This window comes from Dietzia sp. NPDC055877 (assembly GCF_053615975.1).
The window spans coordinates 35,171-50,989 of sequence record NZ_JBSHCV010000004.1; the positions used below are offsets into that span (position 1 = coordinate 35,171).

The window sequence follows — 15,819 nt, forward strand, 5'->3', positions numbered from 1 at the left end:
GCCGTGACGGCGCCGATCGAGATGATCGGCGCCGTTTCGCGTGCCGGGTCAGTCGGCCGCGGTACCGGCGCTGGCGCCGGCTGCGTCGGCGTAGAGGAAGCTCATCGACCACTCGCCGTTGAGGATGGTCGGCTCGCCGGCGGCGTCGTAGACCACCGGGACCGAGCGGATGGCCAGGCCCTCGATGCGGCCCTCCTCCTCGGTCTCCACCGGGATCAGCAACTCGCTGGCGCTGTTCGCCTCGACCGTGAAGTCGCGGGTGCCACCCTCGCGCACCTCGTAGACGTTCAGCGTGGAGTCCTTCAGTTCGGTCGGCAGACGCACCGTCAGCGTGTGCTCGCCGTGGATCAGGAACTCGGGCACAGGGTTGGTGTATGAGTTACCGTCCAGGTCCGTGGCGGTGAACGGCAGCGCCGACTGCTGCCCCCGGTCGGTGGCCACGGTGATCTGCGGCAGCACCCCGAACCGCGCCTCCGACCCCTTCCACGCACCGACGATCGCGGAGATCATGATGATCACCCACGCCAGGATCGCCCAGGTGATCGGGCGGACGCGGAGGCCGGTCGATTCGGAATCGCTGCTGGAGGTCACGGCTCTATTCTGCCGACTTCGTCGTCGTCGGACTCATCGGGGTCACCAGGGGTGGGGTCCCCTGGGGCGTGGGGGACGCCGGGCTCGCGGGGTGAGTCGGGCGCGCGAGGTGCGCGGGGCGCGCCGGGACCGTCGGCGACGCGCGGCTCACCGGGGAAGCGGGGCCGGTTGCCGCCGAGGCCGGGCACGAGGGTCGAGCCGCGCGCGGTGAGCAGCGACTGGGTGAACATCACCGCGGACACCACGGCGACCACCGAGAAGCCGATCGTGAAGTCCGGCGGCAGCAGCACGCCCAGCGCCCCGCCGAACACCCAGGCCAGCTGCAGCGCCGTCTCCGAACGGCCGAACGCCGACGAGCGGGCGGCGTCGGGGATGTCGGTCTGGATCGAGGAGTCGAGAGCGACCTTGCCCAGCGCACTGCCGATCGCCGCGACGAGGGCGAACACCGCCGCCATCCAGAGGGAGCCCAGGAACGCGGCCACGACCGCCGTCGACAGTGCGGCACCCGCGGAGACGGTGGCGATCCGGCCCGGTCGGCCCAGCGGCAGACGCGCGCCCACGGCGTTGCCGGCGAAGGTCCCCAGGCCGCCCGCGGCGCCGGCGATGGCCAGCAGTCCGGCCTGCTCGATGGCGGAGGCGTTCTCCTGCGCCTTGGCCACGAACGCCAGGAACAGGGTGAGGAAGCCGGTCATGAACCGCATCAGCGCCTCGGCCCACAGAGTGGCCAGCACGCCCCGGCCCAGCGGGCGCGTGAGCACCGCCTTGAGCCCGCGCGTCAGCGAGCCGCGCTCGACGCGCAGGGTGGCCGACTCTTCGTCGTGGGAGGCCTCGGCGCGCGGGGGGATCGTCATGGCGACGTACGCGGCCACCAGCGCGACCGCGGCCAGCAGCCACAGCGCGGCCTGCGAGTGCCAGATCCACGCCACCGCCGCGGCGGCCGCGCCCGCCACGACGCTGCCGCAGACGTGACCCAGCACGGTCAGCCGCGAGTTGGTGCGCACCAGGTCCAGTGCGGGCGGCAGCACGTGCGGCGTGATGGACGCCTTGACCACCCCGAACGTCTTGGACAGTACGAGCATCCCGAGCGCCAGCGGATAGAGCAGCCACGAGTCGAAGTTCAGTGCCAGGATCACCGCGAGCACCGCGCGCAGGGTGAACGTCAGCGACACGGTCAGGCGGCGGCCGCTGCGCAGCCGGTCCAGGGCGGGCCCGATCACCGGTGCGATGAGCGCGAACGGCGCGACCGTCACCAGGAAATACAGGGCGACGTTGCCGCGCGACTCGGCGGTGGCGGCGGAGAAGAACAGGGTGTTGGCCAGCGCCACCGCGAGGATCGCGTCACAGGCGAAGTTCGCGACCGTGACGTAGCTCAGTGGTGCGAGCCCGGAGCGGTCGGCGCCGTCGGCGTGGAAGACGCGGCGGGCGCCCCGGCCGACCGAGCCGGCGGCGCGGCGCGTCGAGGCGGCGGCCCGCCGGGAGTTGCCCGCGGCGCGGCTGTCCGGGCCGGTGGCGGCCTCACGCACCGAGGCGCACCTCGTACATCGTCGGCCACATCTTGCCGGTCACCAGCAGGTTCTCCGAGTCGGGCAGTGCGGCGATGCCGTTGAACACCGCGTCGGTGTGGTCCGGCCGGGGCTGCTGCAGGTGCGAGGCATCGTAGATGTCGGTGACCACGCCCGTCGCGGGGTCGATGCGGATGATCTCGCTGGTCATGAACACGTTCGCCAGCACGGAGCCGTTCACGCACTCGAGCTCGTTGATCCACGGCACCGGCTCCCCGCCCGCGGTCACGCTCACGGCCCCGGTGGGCTCGAAGGTCACCGGGTCGCGGAACGTCAGCTGGTCGGAGCCGTTGCTCATGATCAGCTGCTCGTCGTCGTAACACAGGCCCCAGCCCTCGCCCTCGTACCGCATCTCCTCGCGCACCTCGAGGGTCTGCGGGTCGCGGTCGTGCGCGACCTGGTTCTTCCAGGTCAGGGTCCACAGAGTCTCGGGGGTCAGGGCCAGGCCCTCGCCGAACTCACGGTCCGCCATCGGCACGGACACGGAGACGTCCCCGCCATCCAGCGGCCGGCGCTGGACCTGGGAGCCGCCGTAGGTGCCGGTCGACTCGTAGATCTGTCCGTCCGCCACCTCCAGGCCCTGGGTGAAGAGCCCCGGATCGTGGGGCATCTCGCGCACGACCTCGACGGTGCCGCGGTTCGGCTGCGGCTCGACCTGGCCCACCACGACATTGGGCGGCCAGGGTGAGACTGCCTCTCCGCCACCGCCACCGCCACCGCCACCGCCACCGCTACCGCTGCTGCCGGCGCCGGCGGGCGCGCTCGACGACGCGAGCGAGGCCTCGGTCTCGGCGGGAGCGGGCTCACCAGACGAGCACGCCGTGAGGCCCCCGACGAGGGCGAGGGACAGCATGAGCGGACCGACGGGGCCGAGGAACCTGCGCATGACCCCAGGATGCCGCACGACGGGCCGGAACGTGACGTCCCGCCGCGGATGCGCATAATGGGAGGGGTGAACACCGAGGTAAGCACGGATCAGGAGGCGGGCGTCGTGGGCGTCGACGACCAGTCGGACGCCGCGGGCACCGACCCGGAGTCGGGCTTCGATGCGGCGCTGCGTGAGCGGCTGTCCTCCGGCGTGGAGGTGGCCCGCGCGGCAGTCGAGGAGTTCGCCGGCGCCGGCGTGGGGGAGCACCTCGGGTCCGAGGTCGAGGCCGCGTTCACCACCACCCATCGTTTCGGTGCGGATCTGTCCGGGTACCGCGGGTGGTACTGGGCGTGTGTGCTGGCGTTGGTGCCGGGCGGGGAGCTGACGGTCGACGAGATCGCGTTGCTGCCCGGGGACGAGGCGCTGATCGCGCCCGAGTGGGTGCCGTGGGATCAGCGGGTGCGTGCCGGCGACCTCGGTGCGGGGGACCTGCTCCCGCCTGGTGACGACGACGAGCGGCTCGTACCCGGACACACGCTCACCGGTGACGATGCCCTGGACGAGCTGGCCGGACCCATCGGTCTCGGTCGTGAGCAGCACCTGAGTCGGGAGGGCCGCGCCCTGGCGGCCGAGCGGTGGTCGGCCGTTCGCGGGCCGGACGCCGAGATCGCCCGCAGCGCCAAGTACCACTGTGGGAGCTGCGGTTTCCTGGTGCCGGTGGCGGGCTCGCTGAGCACCATGTTCGGGGTGTGCGCCAACGAGTTCTCGGCCGACGGCCAGGTGGTGCACCTGCAGTACGGCTGCGGCGCCCACAGCGCGGTGGAGAAGCCGAAGGACACGAGTCCCGCGATCCCGGACGCGTTCGACGACGCCGCCGTCGACGTGGTGGTCCTGCCGCAGCAGCTCAAGGCCGCCGCACAGGCGCGCGCAGAGGCCGATTCCGACCGGTCCGCCGGCGCCGATGCCGATCGGCCTGCCGGCGCCGACTCCGAGCAGCCTGACGAGAAGCCGACCGGCCAGGACTCCGAATCCGCTTCCTGAGCTTCGGCCCCCGCCCGTGTGGTGGACGTACTGCTCGAGGATTCGCGGATTGTCGAGCTGGATGTCGAGTGAATCCGGGGCGACTGCTGAGCGGTGAGTGGCCGGGATGGGCGATGGCGTTGTCGTCGGAGCGGCGGTGAGCGGCGCGTGAGGTCAGTTGGCGGCGGGCTGGTCGGCGACGCGGTCGAAGTCGAGGCCCTCCTGCGCGCCCGCACTGCCCGCGATCACCGCGCGGCGCTGGAGTGCGTACACCGCGGTGCCGACCGCGCCCACGCCCACACCGACCGCGCACAGGATGACCGTGCGCATGTCACCGTCGAAGAAGAGCATCTGCGCCAGTAGCGCGATCGTCCACGCCAGGGTGCCGATCAGCATCGGCGGCCGCGGATCCAGCAGGTACGACGGGATCGGCGGCACCCGACGCTCTGGCCGGGGGTGTTCGGGGGCGGGGGACGCCTCGGACGCGGACGGGCCGTGGGGCTGCTGAGGCACATGGTGCGCCTGAGGCTCCGCTGAGTCGTCCGTCATGACCGCGACGCTACCGCAGGCCGACGGACGGTTACTCTATGACGGTTCCTCAACTCCTCGCCTGGAAGGCCGTCAGATGTCGCAGAGCACCGGGGCCCCCTCACAGCCCCCCGCGCAGATCGGCGCGCTCGATCGCTATTTCAAGATCAGCGAGCGTGGCTCGTCGGTGTCGCGCGAGGTGCGCGGTGGCCTCGTCAGCTTCTTCGCGATGGCCTACATCATCATCCTCAACCCGCTGATCCTCGGATCCGGGACGGACGTTGAGGGTAACCAGCTGTCGATCGTCGAGATCGCGGCCGTCACCGCTTTCACGGCCGGCGTCATGACGATCGCGTTCGGCGCCATCGCGCGGTATCCGTTCGCGTTCGCCACCGGCCTCGGCATCAACTCGCTGGTTGCCGTGACCATCGCGCAGCAGGTGACCTGGGCGGAGGCCATGGGCCTGGTGGTGATCGAGGGCATCATCATCGTGATCCTGGCGATCACCGGGTTCCGCACGGCCGTGTTCAACGCCGTGCCGCCGGAGCTCAAGGCGGCCATCGCGGTGGGCATCGGTCTGTTCATCGCCATGGTCGGCGTGGTGGACTCCGGGTTCGTGCGCCGCATCCCCGACGCCGCCGGCACCACCGTGCCCGTCGGACTGGGCATCGGCGGCTCCATCGCCTCCTGGCCGACCTTCGTCTTTGTGGTGGGTCTGCTGCTGTGCGGCGTGCTCGTGGCGCGCCGGATTCGTGGCGGGCTGTTCATCGGCATCGTCGTGACCGCGATCTTCTCCGTGATCGTCGAGGCCATCGCCGGCGCCGGGCCGTCCTTCGTCGACGGCGAGCCCAACCCCACCGGCTGGAGCCTCGCGGTACCCGCCATCCCCGACTCCCTCGGCGGGATCCCCAACCTGTCACTGATCGGTGAGGTCGACCTCATCGGTGCGTTCACCCGCATCGGCCCGCTGGCCGCCGGGCTGTTCGTCTTCACCCTGCTGCTCGCCAACTTCTTCGACGCGATGGGCACGTTCACCGGCCTCGGCAAGGAAGCCGAGCTCATGGACTCCAAGGGCAACCTGCCCAACATGAAGGCCGCGCTGGTCGTCGAGGGCTTCGGTGCCGTCGCCGGCGGTCTGACGTCGTCGTCGTCCAACACGGTTTTCCTCGAGTCCGCCTCGGGCATCGCCGAGGGCGCCCGGACCGGCCTGGCGAACATCGTCACCGGCACGCTGTTCCTGCTCGCCATGTTCTTCACGCCGCTGTACGAGGTCGTGCCCGTCGAGGCGGCGGCGCCCGCGCTGGTGATCGTCGGTGCGCTCATGATCTCGCAGATCAAGCAGATCGACCTGACGAACTTCGCCGTGGCCCTGCCCGCGTTCCTCACGATCGTCGCGATGCCGTACACCTACTCGATCGCCAACGGCATCGGCATCGGGTTCATCGCCTGGGTCGTCATGGCCACCGCGACCGGGAAGGCGCGAACCGTGCACCCGATCCTGTGGATCGTCGCGGCAGCGTTCGTGGTGTTCTTCGGCATCGGGCCGATCACCGACGCGCTGGCCTGAGGGACTGAGTGACTGAATTACCGAAGGTCTCGGCGGGGTTGGAGTGACCGGGATGCGAGTCGTCGACGTCACCGACCCCGCCGACCCACTTCTGGATGACCTGCGGGATCTCAACAAATCCGACCGCCGGCCCGATCTGCCCGGCGGCCGCGGCCTGGTGATCGCCGAGGGCACCTACGTCGTGGGGCGGATGCTGCTCTCGCGATTCGACCCGCACGTCATACTGGGAACCGACTCGCGACTGGCGCAGCTGCGACGCGAGGCGGCCGCCGAGGGCTGGGACGCCGACGAGCGGGCCGGCGACGCGATCTACCTGCGGGCGTCGAAAGATCTGATCAGTGAGGTGATCGGGTTCCGGTCCAGTCGCGACATCCTCGCCGCCGCCGACCGGCCCGAGCCACTGTCCGTCGAGTCCGTGGTGGACGGGGCGCAGACGCTCGTCGTGCTCGAGGGCGTCAACGATCCCGAGAACCTCGGCGCCATCTTCCGCAACTGCGCGGCCCTCGGCGTGGACGGCGTGTTGTTCGGCGCCGCCGCCGGGGACCCGCTGTACCGTCGGGTGGTCCGGGTGTCGATGGGGCACGTGCTGCGGCTGCCGTTCGCGCACCTGCCGGGTACCCCCACCACGTGGCAGCGATCACTCGAGGGACTGCACGAGCAGGGATTCAGGACCGTCGCGCTGACGCCCTACGCCGATACACCGCTGTCCCGGGCCGTGGACGCCGAGAAGGTCGCGTTCCTGCTCGGCGCCGAGGGGCCGGGGCTCACCGAGCACGCGATGAAGGCCTGCGACGTGCGGGCCGCGATCCCGATGGCCGACGGGACCGACTCGCTCAATGTGGCCACGGCGGCCGCGGTGGCGTTCTACGAGCGGGCGCGCGAGGGCTGACGAGGCCGGCTGGGGCTGGGCGGGCCCGGGGTCAGCGGGGGGCGTACATGATCACGCCGACGCCGATCAGGCAGAGGAGCGCACCGGAGATGTCCCAGCGATCGGGCCGGAAGCCGTCCATGGCCATCGCCCAGATCAACGAACCGGCCACGAAGACGCCGCCGTAGGCCGCGAGGATCCGTCCGAAGTTCGCATCAGTCTGCAGCGTCGCCACGAAGCCGTAGGCGCCCAGCGCCGCAACACCCAGGCCGATCCAAATCCAGCCGCGGTGCTCGCGCACGCCCTGCCAGACCAGCCAGGCGCCGCCGATCTCCAGCAGCGCCGCGAAGCCGAACAGCAGGATCGACTTGGCAACGGTCATGCCTGGTCCCGGTCGTCTGGGTGCTGTCCATGGTCCCGGTCGCCGGGGTGACTTCTGCGGTCGCGCTTGCCGGCGGAGGCATCGTTCCTCCCGCGGCGCAGCGGGCTGACGCCCTTGCGGACCACGTCGCCCACGCGACCGGCGAGCCCACCAGCCAGGCCACTCGCGACACCGCGGAGGCCGCGGCCCGAGGAGCGGGCCCGGTCGGCGAAGGGGATGCGCTCGTAGTCGTCGTCGTAATAGGGGGAGGTGGTGGTCTCGTCGTCCTCTCCGGCGTCGCGACGGGCGGCGGCGTGCAACTCCGCGCGGCCCGGGCCGTCGGCCAGGTGCAGGGCGGGGCCCGGCGGCGTGTGCTGGCGGACCTCGCGGCGGCCATCTGTGGCGAAGCCGTCGACCGGCACGTCCAGACCGCCGGGTTCGAGGTCGAAGCCCAGCCAGTCGCGGTGCGCGGCGTGCAGGAGCGCGGACGCGGAGAATGGCAGGGCGAGCGGGTTGTCGTCGGCGCCCTCGAGCGGGAACTCGCCGGCCCAGTACGGGCGCTCGAACGGCAGGGGCATGCCCTCGTCCTCGACGATCCTGTCGTCGGCGGCCGCGAAGGAACGCACCAGCGTGCCCGACTCCCAGCGGCCGAACCCGCTCACGCCCGAGTCGGGATCGTAGGAGAACTCCAGCACGGTGGGGGTGTCGACCAGCCGCAGCCATACCGGGTCGGTCTCCGAGGGCTTGACCGGGTGGCTGATCGGCGTCTGCACCACCGTCAGACCCGGGAACGACCCGATGTAGATCTCGCCCGCGCCCGCCGAGGCCGAGCGATTGAGCGGGAAGTGGCCGAGCGAGGCCACCGTGACCTTGGGATACAGCCGCGACAGCAGACGCCGGGCGAATCCCGGGTCGGAGCGGACGCCCGAGCGGAACAGCGCGGCGGGGACGTCTGTGGACAGGTACCAGAAGGTCGCGACGTGATGGCCCATGGCGCGGCGTCAGTCGTCCTTGCTCCGGACACCGAGCAGGACGTCCTCCCACGACGGCATCGTCGGATGACGGCGCGAGGGACGACGCTCGGGTTCGGTGGGGGTGTGCTGGAGGAAGTCGTCGGCGTCGTCGTCGGACTCCTCGCGGTCCTTGTCGGAGGCGCCGGCGCGCCGGGGCTCGCCCGCGGCGGGTGCGGGACGGTCATCTCGGTCATCCCGCGAGACGGCCGGGCGCGGGGAGTCCGACCGCTCGGATGCGGGGCGCTCGTCGCGGGAGTCCGGCGGTGTCACGGCGGCCGGCGGCACGGCCGCGGGGCTGCCGCCGGCCGACGACATCCGCGGCGCGGCGGGAGGCTCGACGGCGGGGGTGGGCCGATCGGATTCCACGCGGGCCAACGAAGGAACGGAGCGTACGGGCGGCGGACCGGCCGGCAGCGGGGGCCGCGAGGACACGGTGCGCAATGCGGCCGCCTTGGACGGGTCGAGGACCCGCTCGGCCTCCTCGTCGAGCGGGCGAGCCGAACCGCCGTGGGAGTCGGGGACGAAGGACCAGGTGGCGCGGGCGTCGTCCGACAGCCCGGCTGGCCACGAGATGGCCACCACCCAGCCGCCCGAGCGGTCGCGCCAGGCGTCCCACTTCACGAGCTCCGGGTCGATGCCGCGTTGGTCGAGGGCCGCGTCCACCTTGTCCGCGAGCGTGTCCAGCGACGGCCCGTCCGACATCACCGGGTGCGCGGACCGGGCCAGGTCAGCGGCGTTCGAGCGCTCCAGCAACACCGGGATCGCGAACCCCTCGATGCGGGACAGTGACACCCCGGCGTCGGCGGCCACCTCCTCGGGGGAGGCGCCGTGCCGGATGCGGTCCTGGATCTCGCGGGGCCGGAGCGTGCCGGTCACCGGCGCACGATCAGCTCCACCGCCGGCGACGTACTCGCCACGGGCGGCAGCACGGAAGCGGTCGTCGAGCGGAACGGAGAACTTCTCGCCGGAGTCCGGGACCTCGCATTCGACCAGCGATGACTCGGTGTCGACCCCGATGATCCTCAGCTTCCGCATGCCGCCTCCTGACTCCTCACGGCCCCACCGGGGACTCGAACGGTCCACTACCCGGGGCCTGGGCGTTGGACCACATGGTAGGGCAGCGCAGCCCACCCGGCGCGCGGACGGGCCGGGTGGGCTGCGGAAATCTGCAGATCTAGAGTGACAGGCGTCAGGAGAGCTCGCCCACCACGTGGTCGATGCAGCGGGTCAGCTGCGTGACGTCCTCGGGGTCGATGGCCGGGAACATGCCGATGCGCAGCTGGTTGCGCCCGAGCTTGCGGTACGGCTCGGTGTCGAGGATGCCGTTCGCGCGCAGGGTCTTGGCGACCTTGGCGGCGTCGATCTTCTCGTCGAGGTCGATCGTGCCCACGACCTGCGAGCGGTGCGCCGGCTCCGTGACGAACGGGGTGGCGTACTCGCTGGCCTCGGCCCAGTCGTACAGGCGCGAGGAGGAGTCCTTGGTCCGCGCGACGCACCAGTCGAGGCCGCCCTGGGCGTTCATCCACTCGACCTGGTTGGCGAACATCAGCAGCGTGGCCACCGCGGGGGTGTTGTACGTCTGGTTCTTGGCCGAGTTGTCCACGGCGGTGGGCAGCGACAGGAAGTCGGGGCACCAGCGGTCGGTCGCGGCGATCTCGGCCACGCGCTCGAGCGCGGCCGGGCTCATGATGGACACCCAGATCCCGCCGTCGGAGGCGAAGCACTTCTGCGGGGCGAAGTAGTAGACGTCCGTGTCGGCGACGTCGACGGGCAGCCCGCCGGCGCCGGAGGTGGCGTCGATCGCGAGCAGCGCGTTCTCCGAGCCCGCCGGGCGCGACACGGGCAGCATGACGCCGGTCGAGGTCTCGTTGTGCGCCCAGCCGATCAGGTCGACGGACGGGTCGGAGGTCGGCTCGGGGGCGGAGCCCGGGTCGGCGGAGATGACGATCGGGTCCGCCAGGAACGGCGCGCCGCCGGTGACCTTGGCGAACTTCGAGGAGAACTCGCCGTAGGTCAGGTGCAGCGACTTCTCGCGCACGAGCCCGAACGCGGCGGCGTCCCAGAACGCCGTGGTGCCGCCGTTGCCCAGGACGACCTCGTAACCCTCTGGCAGGGAGAACAGCGACGACAGTCCATCGCGCACGCGGCCCACGACGTCCTTGACCGGCGCCTGGCGGTGGCTGGTGCCCATCACGGTGGTGGCGGCCTCGGACACGGCCTCGATCTGCTCGGGGCGGACCTTGGACGGGCCGCAGCCGAAGCGGCCGTCGGCGGGCTTCAGGTCGGCGGGGATGGTGGGCAGCTGATCGCTCATGCTTCTGGGGTGCCGTTCCTTGTCGAGGGTTGGGATAGGGACATCGTAGTCGGGGGTCGCCCCCGCGCCGAGTAGCGTCTGAGGGCATGGAGGAATCCGCCCCCGATCGGGTCGCCGGAGACGACGTCGTCGTCGTCACTCCGGAGGCCCCCACCGACGTCCTCGAGCCCACCGACTTCGACACGATGCGCGTCGGGTACGGCCTGCACGAACGCCTGGACGTGGCCGACCTGCACGGCGGGTGGTTGCCGCTGTTCACCGACTGGCTCGACGAGGCCGGGCGCCGCGGCGTGCGCGAGCCCAACGCGATGGTGCTGGGCACCGTCGCGGACGGACGGCCGTCGACCCGCACCGTCCTGTGTAAGGGCGCCGACGAGCAGGGGGTGACCTTCTTCACGACGACGACGTCGCGCAAAGGCGCCCAGTTGGCCGTCTCGGGGTTCGCGTCCGTGACGTTCCCGTGGCTGGTCGCCGAACGGCAGGTCCACATGGAAGGGCCCTGCCATCGGATGAGCCGTGTGGACTCGCTCGCGTACTGGCGCACCAGGCCGCGCGGGTCGCAGGTGGCGGCATGGGCCTCGGAGCAGTCGCGGCAGGTCGGGTCGGTCGCGGAGTTGGAGGCGCGGTTCGCCGAGGCCGAGCGGAGGTTCGCGGGGCACGAGGAGATCCCGATGCCCGACAGGTGGGGCGGCTACCGACTCGAGCCCGAGCGCGTGGAGTTCTGGCAGGGCGGGCGCGACCGTTTCCATGATCGCGTGGAATGCCGGCTCGACGGCGGGCGGTGGGTGGTCGCGCGGCTGCAGCCGTGAAGACGCGGGTGTAACGGGTGGGGCCCCTGTGGCGATCGGGGGGAATGCGTGCCAACGCTCTTCGAAGGGTGGGTAGGCGTCACGGTAGGGTGTGGCACAGCACATTCGTGGCGGGACACAGGCCGCCGGGACCAGTCGTCGGAGAGGTAATCGCGTGACCGCAGGCTCGAACGGTTCGGACCGCAATGCAACACTGTCGTACCCCGGCGGTGAGTTGGAACTTGACGTGGTCGATGCCACCTGCGGGAGCGATGCCGTCCAGCTCGGCCCGATGCTGGCCAAGACGGGGATGACCACCCTGGACGTGGGTTTTGTCAACACGTCCTCGTGCACCTCGTCGATCACCTACATCGACGGTGGCGAGGGCATCCTGCGCCACCGCGGTTACCCCATCGACCAGCTGGCGGAGAAGTCCTCGTTCCTCGAGGTCTCCTACCTCCTCATCTACGGCGAGGACCCCACCGAGGCCCAGCTCGCCGAGTTCACCGAGAAGATCATGGGCGAGACGGCCCTGCCCGGTCAGATGATGCCGCTGCTCAAGGCCTTCCCGCTGGACACCCACCCCATGCCCGTGTTCTCGGCCGGCGTGAGCCTGTTCGGCACCCACGGCGACGACCTGGACATCGATGACCCGAAGGCCGTCGACCTGGCGACCGCGCGCCTGCTGGGCCGCGGCCCGACGCTGGCCGCCGCGACCGAGCGGATCCGTACCGGCAACGAGGCCATCGACCCGGATCCCTCGCTCGGCTACGTCGGCAACTTCCTTCGCATGACCTTCGGTCCGGAGTACGAGATCACGGACGAGGTCGTCAAGGCGCTGGACATGCTCCTGCTGCTGCACGCCGATCACGAGCAGAACTGCTCCACCTCGACCGTCCGCATGGTCGGCTCGTCCGAGGCACCGCTGTACGCCTCCATCACCGGCGGCGTGAACGCCCTGTACGGCCCGCTGCACGGTGGCGCCAACCAGGCCGTACTCGAGATGCTCGAGCGCATCCAGTCGGAGGGCGGTGACGCCACCGATTACATGGACCGCGTCAAGAATAAGGTCGACGGCGTGAAGCTCATGGGCTTCGGTCACCGCGTCTACAAGAGCTACGACCCGCGTGCGGCGATCGCCAAGAAGCACGCGCACGCGCTGCTGTCGAAGAGCAACGATCCGCTGCTCGAGATCGCGCTGAAGCTCGAGGAGACGGCGCTGGCCGACGACTACTTCGTCGAGCGCAAGCTCTACCCGAACGTGGACTTCTACACGGGCCTGATCTACCGCGCGATGGGCTTCCCGACCGACATGTTCACCGTGCTGTTCGCGCTCGGTCGCATGCCGGGTTGGATTGCGCACTGGCGCGAGATGCGCGAGGATCCTTCCACCAAGATCAACCGCCCGCGCCAGGTCTACACCGGCCAGGACGAGCGGAACTTCACCCCGATCAGCGAGCGCTGACCGGACTTGTGTCCGGTCGGCCAGAAGCCGGGCGGACCACGACCCGGTCGGCCTGGCGTCGATCGGACATGATCCCGGGCAGTTGACGCTGACCTCGGGACCCCGGACTCCAGGAGGAGAGACCATGGAGAAGCCCGAGATCGACATGCCGGAGGGCCCCGCGCCCACCGAGCTCGTCACTGAGGACATCACGGTGGGCGAGGGCAACGAGGCCGTCGCCGGCGGAAACGTCACCGTCCACTACGTGGGTGTCGACTTCGAGAACGGTGAGCAGTTCGACTCCTCCTGGGATCGTGGTGAATCCATCACCTTCCCGCTGAACGGCCTGATCCAGGGCTGGCAGGAGGGCATCCCGGGAATGAAGGTCGGCGGTCGCCGCAAGCTGGTGATCCCGCCGGACAAGGCCTACGGCACCTCCGCGGCCCTGCACCCGCTGGGCGGCAAGACGCTGGTCTTCGTGATCGACCTGCTCGACGCCTGACCTGCCGGCTGCTGTTAGCGGCCGGGACCGGCTCGTCTGGCCACCGCTGGTTTCGCCCAGCCCCCGCACGACACGACGCCCCGCTTCCTTCCGAGGAGGCGGGGCGTCGCGCATGTGCCGAGCACAGATCCCGTGACGCCGAAACACCGGGCCGCAGCGCGAGATACTCGGGACCCACGTGCGTGCAGCCCGCGCAGCCTCCTGGGGATCCGCTGGCTCTGTGCCGCGGCGTGGACTCCCGCCGGGAAGATGCGCGCCGGGCGCGCCCAGCAGTACACCGAGCCAGCGCATCCGGCCGCAGATGTGCTGGCGCTGTGGCCTGCGCTGGCTGAGCGTACGCAGATGGGGCACTTGCGCTGGGGAGCTGGACCACCGGGGCAGCGCAAGACACCGAGCCAGCGCATCCGAGCCGGCTTGCGCTGGCCGACTGACCACCCGGCGTCCGGCTACTTCTCCCCGCGGAGGAACGGCGCGAGGACGTCCAGCACGGCCGGGTCCTCGATCGTCGACGGCACCGCCACGTCGTCCTGGCCGTCCGCGATCTGCCGCATCGTCTTGCGCAGGATCTTTCCGGAGCGGGTCTTCGGCAGCCCCTGCACCACCGTGCAGTCCCGGAACGTGGCCACGGCGCCGATCTCGTCGCGCACCATGGCGACGAGCTCCGCACGGAGTTCTTCGGGATCGCGCACCTCGCCCGACTTGAGCACGACGTACCCGACCGGCCGCTGCCCCTTGAGCTGATCCTTCACGCCGATCACCGCGGCCTCGGCCACGGCCGGATGCTTGGCGATCACGGCCTCCATGGAGCCGGTCGACAGGCGGTGGCCGGCCACGTTGATCACGTCGTCGGTCCGTCCCATGACGAAGACGTACCCGTCGGAATCGATGTACCCGCCGTCGCCGGTCGCGTAGTAGCCCTCGAAGGTCGACATGTACGAGCTGATGAACCGCTCGTCGTCGTTCCACAGTCCGGCGAGCGTGCCCGGCGCCATCGGCAGCCGGATGGCCAAGTTGCCCTCCTGCCCGGCGGGCACCTCGATGCCCTCCCCGTCGAGCACGACCAGCGCGTAGCCGGGCACGGGCACGGTCGGCGACCCGGGCTTGATGGGCATGGGCTCGAGTCCGCGCAGGTTGGAGGCGATGGGCCAGCCGGTCTCGGTCTGCCACCAGTTGTCCACGACGGGCACGCCCAGCTTGTCGGTGGCCCACTGGTAGGTGTCGGGATCGAGCCGCTCGCCGGCGCAGAACAGGGTGCGCAGCGCGGACAGGTCGTACTTGCCCACCTCGACGCCCTCGGGGTCCTCCTTGCGGATGGCCCGTACGGCGGTGGGGGCGGTGAACAACGCGGTGGCCTTGTGCTCGGCGGCGACCCGCCAGAACGCGCCGGCGTCGGGCGTGCCGACGGGCTTGCCCTCGTAGATGATCGACGTGGCGCCGACGAGGAGCGGGGCGTAGACGATGTAGGAGTGGCCCACCACCCAGCCGACGTCGGAGGCGGTCCACCACACGTCACCGGGCCGGACGCCGTACACGTTGCCCATGGACCAGGCCAGGGCCACCGCGTGGCCGCCGTTGTCGCGGACGACGCCCTTGGGCAGGCCGGTCGTACCGGAGGTGTAGAGGATGTAGAGCGGGTCGGTGGCGGCGACCGGCACGGGGTCGGCGGGGGAGACGCCGACGACGACGTCGTCCCAGTAGCTCCACGTGGTTCCCGGGGTCTCGGGCAACGTCTCGTCCGGGAACTGCTCGTGCCGTGGCGCCACGATGACAGAGCCCGGGGTGTGGCTGGTCAGCTCGAGTGCCTTGGTCACCATCGGGAAGTAGGGCACCTTGCGGGTGGGCTCGATCCCACCGTGGGAGGTGACGATGACCTTGGGCCGGGCGTCGTCGATGCGAATCGCCAGCTCGGGGGCGGCGAACCCGCCGAAGACGACCGAGTGCACGGCGCCGAGGCGGGCGCAGGCGAGCATCGCGATGGCGGCGCGGGGCACCATCGGCATGTAGATCACCACGCGGTCGCCCTTGCCCACGCCCTCGGCGGCCAGGGCGCCGGCGAACGCGGCGACCTGCTCCTGCAGCTGGGCGTAGGTGATGGTCTCCTTGACGCCGGTCACGGCGGAGTCCCAGATGTAGGCGGCCTGGTCGCCGCGGCCGGCGGCCACGTGCCGGTCGACGGCGTTGTAGCAGGTGTTGAGTTGGCCGTCGGGGAACCAGTGGTAGAAGGGTGCCTCGCTACCGTCGACGGCCCGCGTGGGCGGGGTGGTCCACTGGATCTCCTCGCGGGCGACCCCGAGCCAGAACGAGTCCGGATCGGTGATCGACTGCCGGTAGGCGGTGGCGTAGGCCGACGAGGCGGTGGTGTCCGACATCGCGTGTTCCCCTCACGTGCGCGG

At 70.9% G+C, this 15,819-nt stretch carries 15 protein-coding genes; 6 read left to right on the plus strand and 9 right to left on the minus strand.

What is annotated here, in order from left to right; genetic code table 11:
* Positions 1 to 48: 48 nt before the first annotated feature.
* Genes ACWGLC_RS06365 through ACWGLC_RS06375 form a run of 3 tightly spaced genes read right to left on the minus strand, consistent with a single transcriptional unit; the run spans position 49 to position 3,039 of the window.
* Positions 49 to 591 (minus strand): DUF2771 family protein, encoded by a 543-nt coding sequence (locus tag ACWGLC_RS06365; RefSeq protein ID WP_452099104.1) that lies wholly within the window; start codon positions 589 to 591, stop codon positions 49 to 51.
* On the minus strand, positions 588 to 2,114 hold the full coding sequence (locus tag ACWGLC_RS06370) for an MFS transporter (protein ID WP_452099105.1): 1,527 nt from the start codon (positions 2,112 to 2,114) through the stop codon (positions 588 to 590). The genes ACWGLC_RS06365 and ACWGLC_RS06370 overlap by 4 nt, the downstream gene beginning before the upstream one ends.
* Positions 2,107 to 3,039 (minus strand): glutaminyl-peptide cyclotransferase, encoded by a 933-nt coding sequence (locus ACWGLC_RS06375; RefSeq protein ID WP_452099106.1) that lies wholly within the window; start codon positions 3,037 to 3,039, stop codon positions 2,107 to 2,109. Before ACWGLC_RS06375 ends, ACWGLC_RS06370 begins: the two co-directional genes overlap by 8 nt.
* A 57-nt stretch (positions 3,040 to 3,096) precedes the next feature.
* Here ACWGLC_RS06375 and ACWGLC_RS06380 point away from each other — a divergent pair, with 57 nt between their 5' ends.
* On the plus strand, positions 3,097 to 4,062 hold the full coding sequence (locus tag ACWGLC_RS06380; RefSeq protein ID WP_452099107.1) for a DUF3027 domain-containing protein: 966 nt from the start codon (positions 3,097 to 3,099) through the stop codon (positions 4,060 to 4,062).
* Positions 4,063 to 4,215: 153 nt separating this feature from the next.
* On the opposite strand, the gene ACWGLC_RS06385 is transcribed toward ACWGLC_RS06380, so the two are convergent.
* Positions 4,216 to 4,590: a DUF2530 domain-containing protein gene (locus tag ACWGLC_RS06385; protein ID WP_452099108.1), complete on the minus strand. Its 375-nt coding sequence runs from the start codon at positions 4,588 to 4,590 to the stop codon at positions 4,216 to 4,218.
* Positions 4,591 to 4,666: 76 nt separating this feature from the next.
* On the opposite strand from ACWGLC_RS06385, the gene ACWGLC_RS06390 reads away from it, so the two are divergent.
* Entirely contained in the window at positions 4,667 to 6,136 is a 1,470-nt protein-coding gene (locus ACWGLC_RS06390; RefSeq protein WP_452099109.1) for an NCS2 family permease, read from the plus strand.
* A gap of 52 nt (positions 6,137 to 6,188) precedes the next feature.
* A complete protein-coding gene (locus tag ACWGLC_RS06395) occupies positions 6,189 to 7,025 on the plus strand; it encodes a TrmH family RNA methyltransferase (RefSeq protein ID WP_452099110.1) in 837 nt (278 codons plus the stop codon).
* A 31-nt stretch (positions 7,026 to 7,056) separates the two neighbouring features.
* Here the strand turns inward: ACWGLC_RS06395 and ACWGLC_RS06400 are convergent, their stop codons facing one another.
* From ACWGLC_RS06400 to serC, 4 genes are all read right to left on the minus strand, one after another.
* Positions 7,057 to 7,386, minus strand: a complete 330-nt coding sequence (locus tag ACWGLC_RS06400) for a YnfA family protein (protein ID WP_452099111.1) — start codon at positions 7,384 to 7,386, stop codon at positions 7,057 to 7,059.
* Positions 7,383 to 8,357, minus strand: coding sequence for a DUF6928 family protein (locus tag ACWGLC_RS06405; protein ID WP_452099112.1), 975 nt, complete (start codon positions 8,355 to 8,357; stop codon positions 7,383 to 7,385). Before ACWGLC_RS06405 ends, ACWGLC_RS06400 begins: the two co-directional genes overlap by 4 nt.
* A 9-nt stretch (positions 8,358 to 8,366) precedes the next feature.
* Entirely contained in the window at positions 8,367 to 9,413 is a 1,047-nt protein-coding gene (gene sepH / locus ACWGLC_RS06410) for a septation protein SepH (protein WP_452099113.1), read from the minus strand.
* A 154-nt stretch (positions 9,414 to 9,567) separates the two neighbouring features.
* Positions 9,568 to 10,692: a phosphoserine transaminase gene (serC, locus tag ACWGLC_RS06415; RefSeq protein ID WP_452099114.1), complete on the minus strand. Its 1,125-nt coding sequence runs from the start codon at positions 10,690 to 10,692 to the stop codon at positions 9,568 to 9,570.
* Between the two features lie 86 nt (positions 10,693 to 10,778).
* Here serC and pdxH point away from each other — a divergent pair, with 86 nt between their 5' ends.
* The 3 genes from pdxH to ACWGLC_RS06430 all read left to right on the plus strand — a co-directional run bounded on the left by pdxH (position 10,779) and on the right by ACWGLC_RS06430 (position 13,426).
* Entirely contained in the window at positions 10,779 to 11,501 is a 723-nt protein-coding gene (gene pdxH / locus ACWGLC_RS06420; RefSeq protein WP_452099115.1) for a pyridoxamine 5'-phosphate oxidase, read from the plus strand.
* A gap of 154 nt (positions 11,502 to 11,655) precedes the next feature.
* Positions 11,656 to 12,945: a citrate synthase gene (locus ACWGLC_RS06425; protein WP_452099116.1), complete on the plus strand. Its 1,290-nt coding sequence runs from the start codon at positions 11,656 to 11,658 to the stop codon at positions 12,943 to 12,945.
* Between the two features lie 124 nt (positions 12,946 to 13,069).
* Positions 13,070 to 13,426, plus strand: a complete 357-nt coding sequence (locus ACWGLC_RS06430; protein ID WP_230930133.1) for an FKBP-type peptidyl-prolyl cis-trans isomerase — start codon at positions 13,070 to 13,072, stop codon at positions 13,424 to 13,426.
* Positions 13,427 to 13,872: 446 nt separating this feature from the next.
* On the opposite strand, the gene ACWGLC_RS06435 is transcribed toward ACWGLC_RS06430, so the two are convergent.
* Positions 13,873 to 15,795, minus strand: coding sequence for an acetate--CoA ligase (locus tag ACWGLC_RS06435; RefSeq protein WP_452099117.1), 1,923 nt, complete (start codon positions 15,793 to 15,795; stop codon positions 13,873 to 13,875).
* Positions 15,796 to 15,819 lie beyond the last annotated feature (24 nt).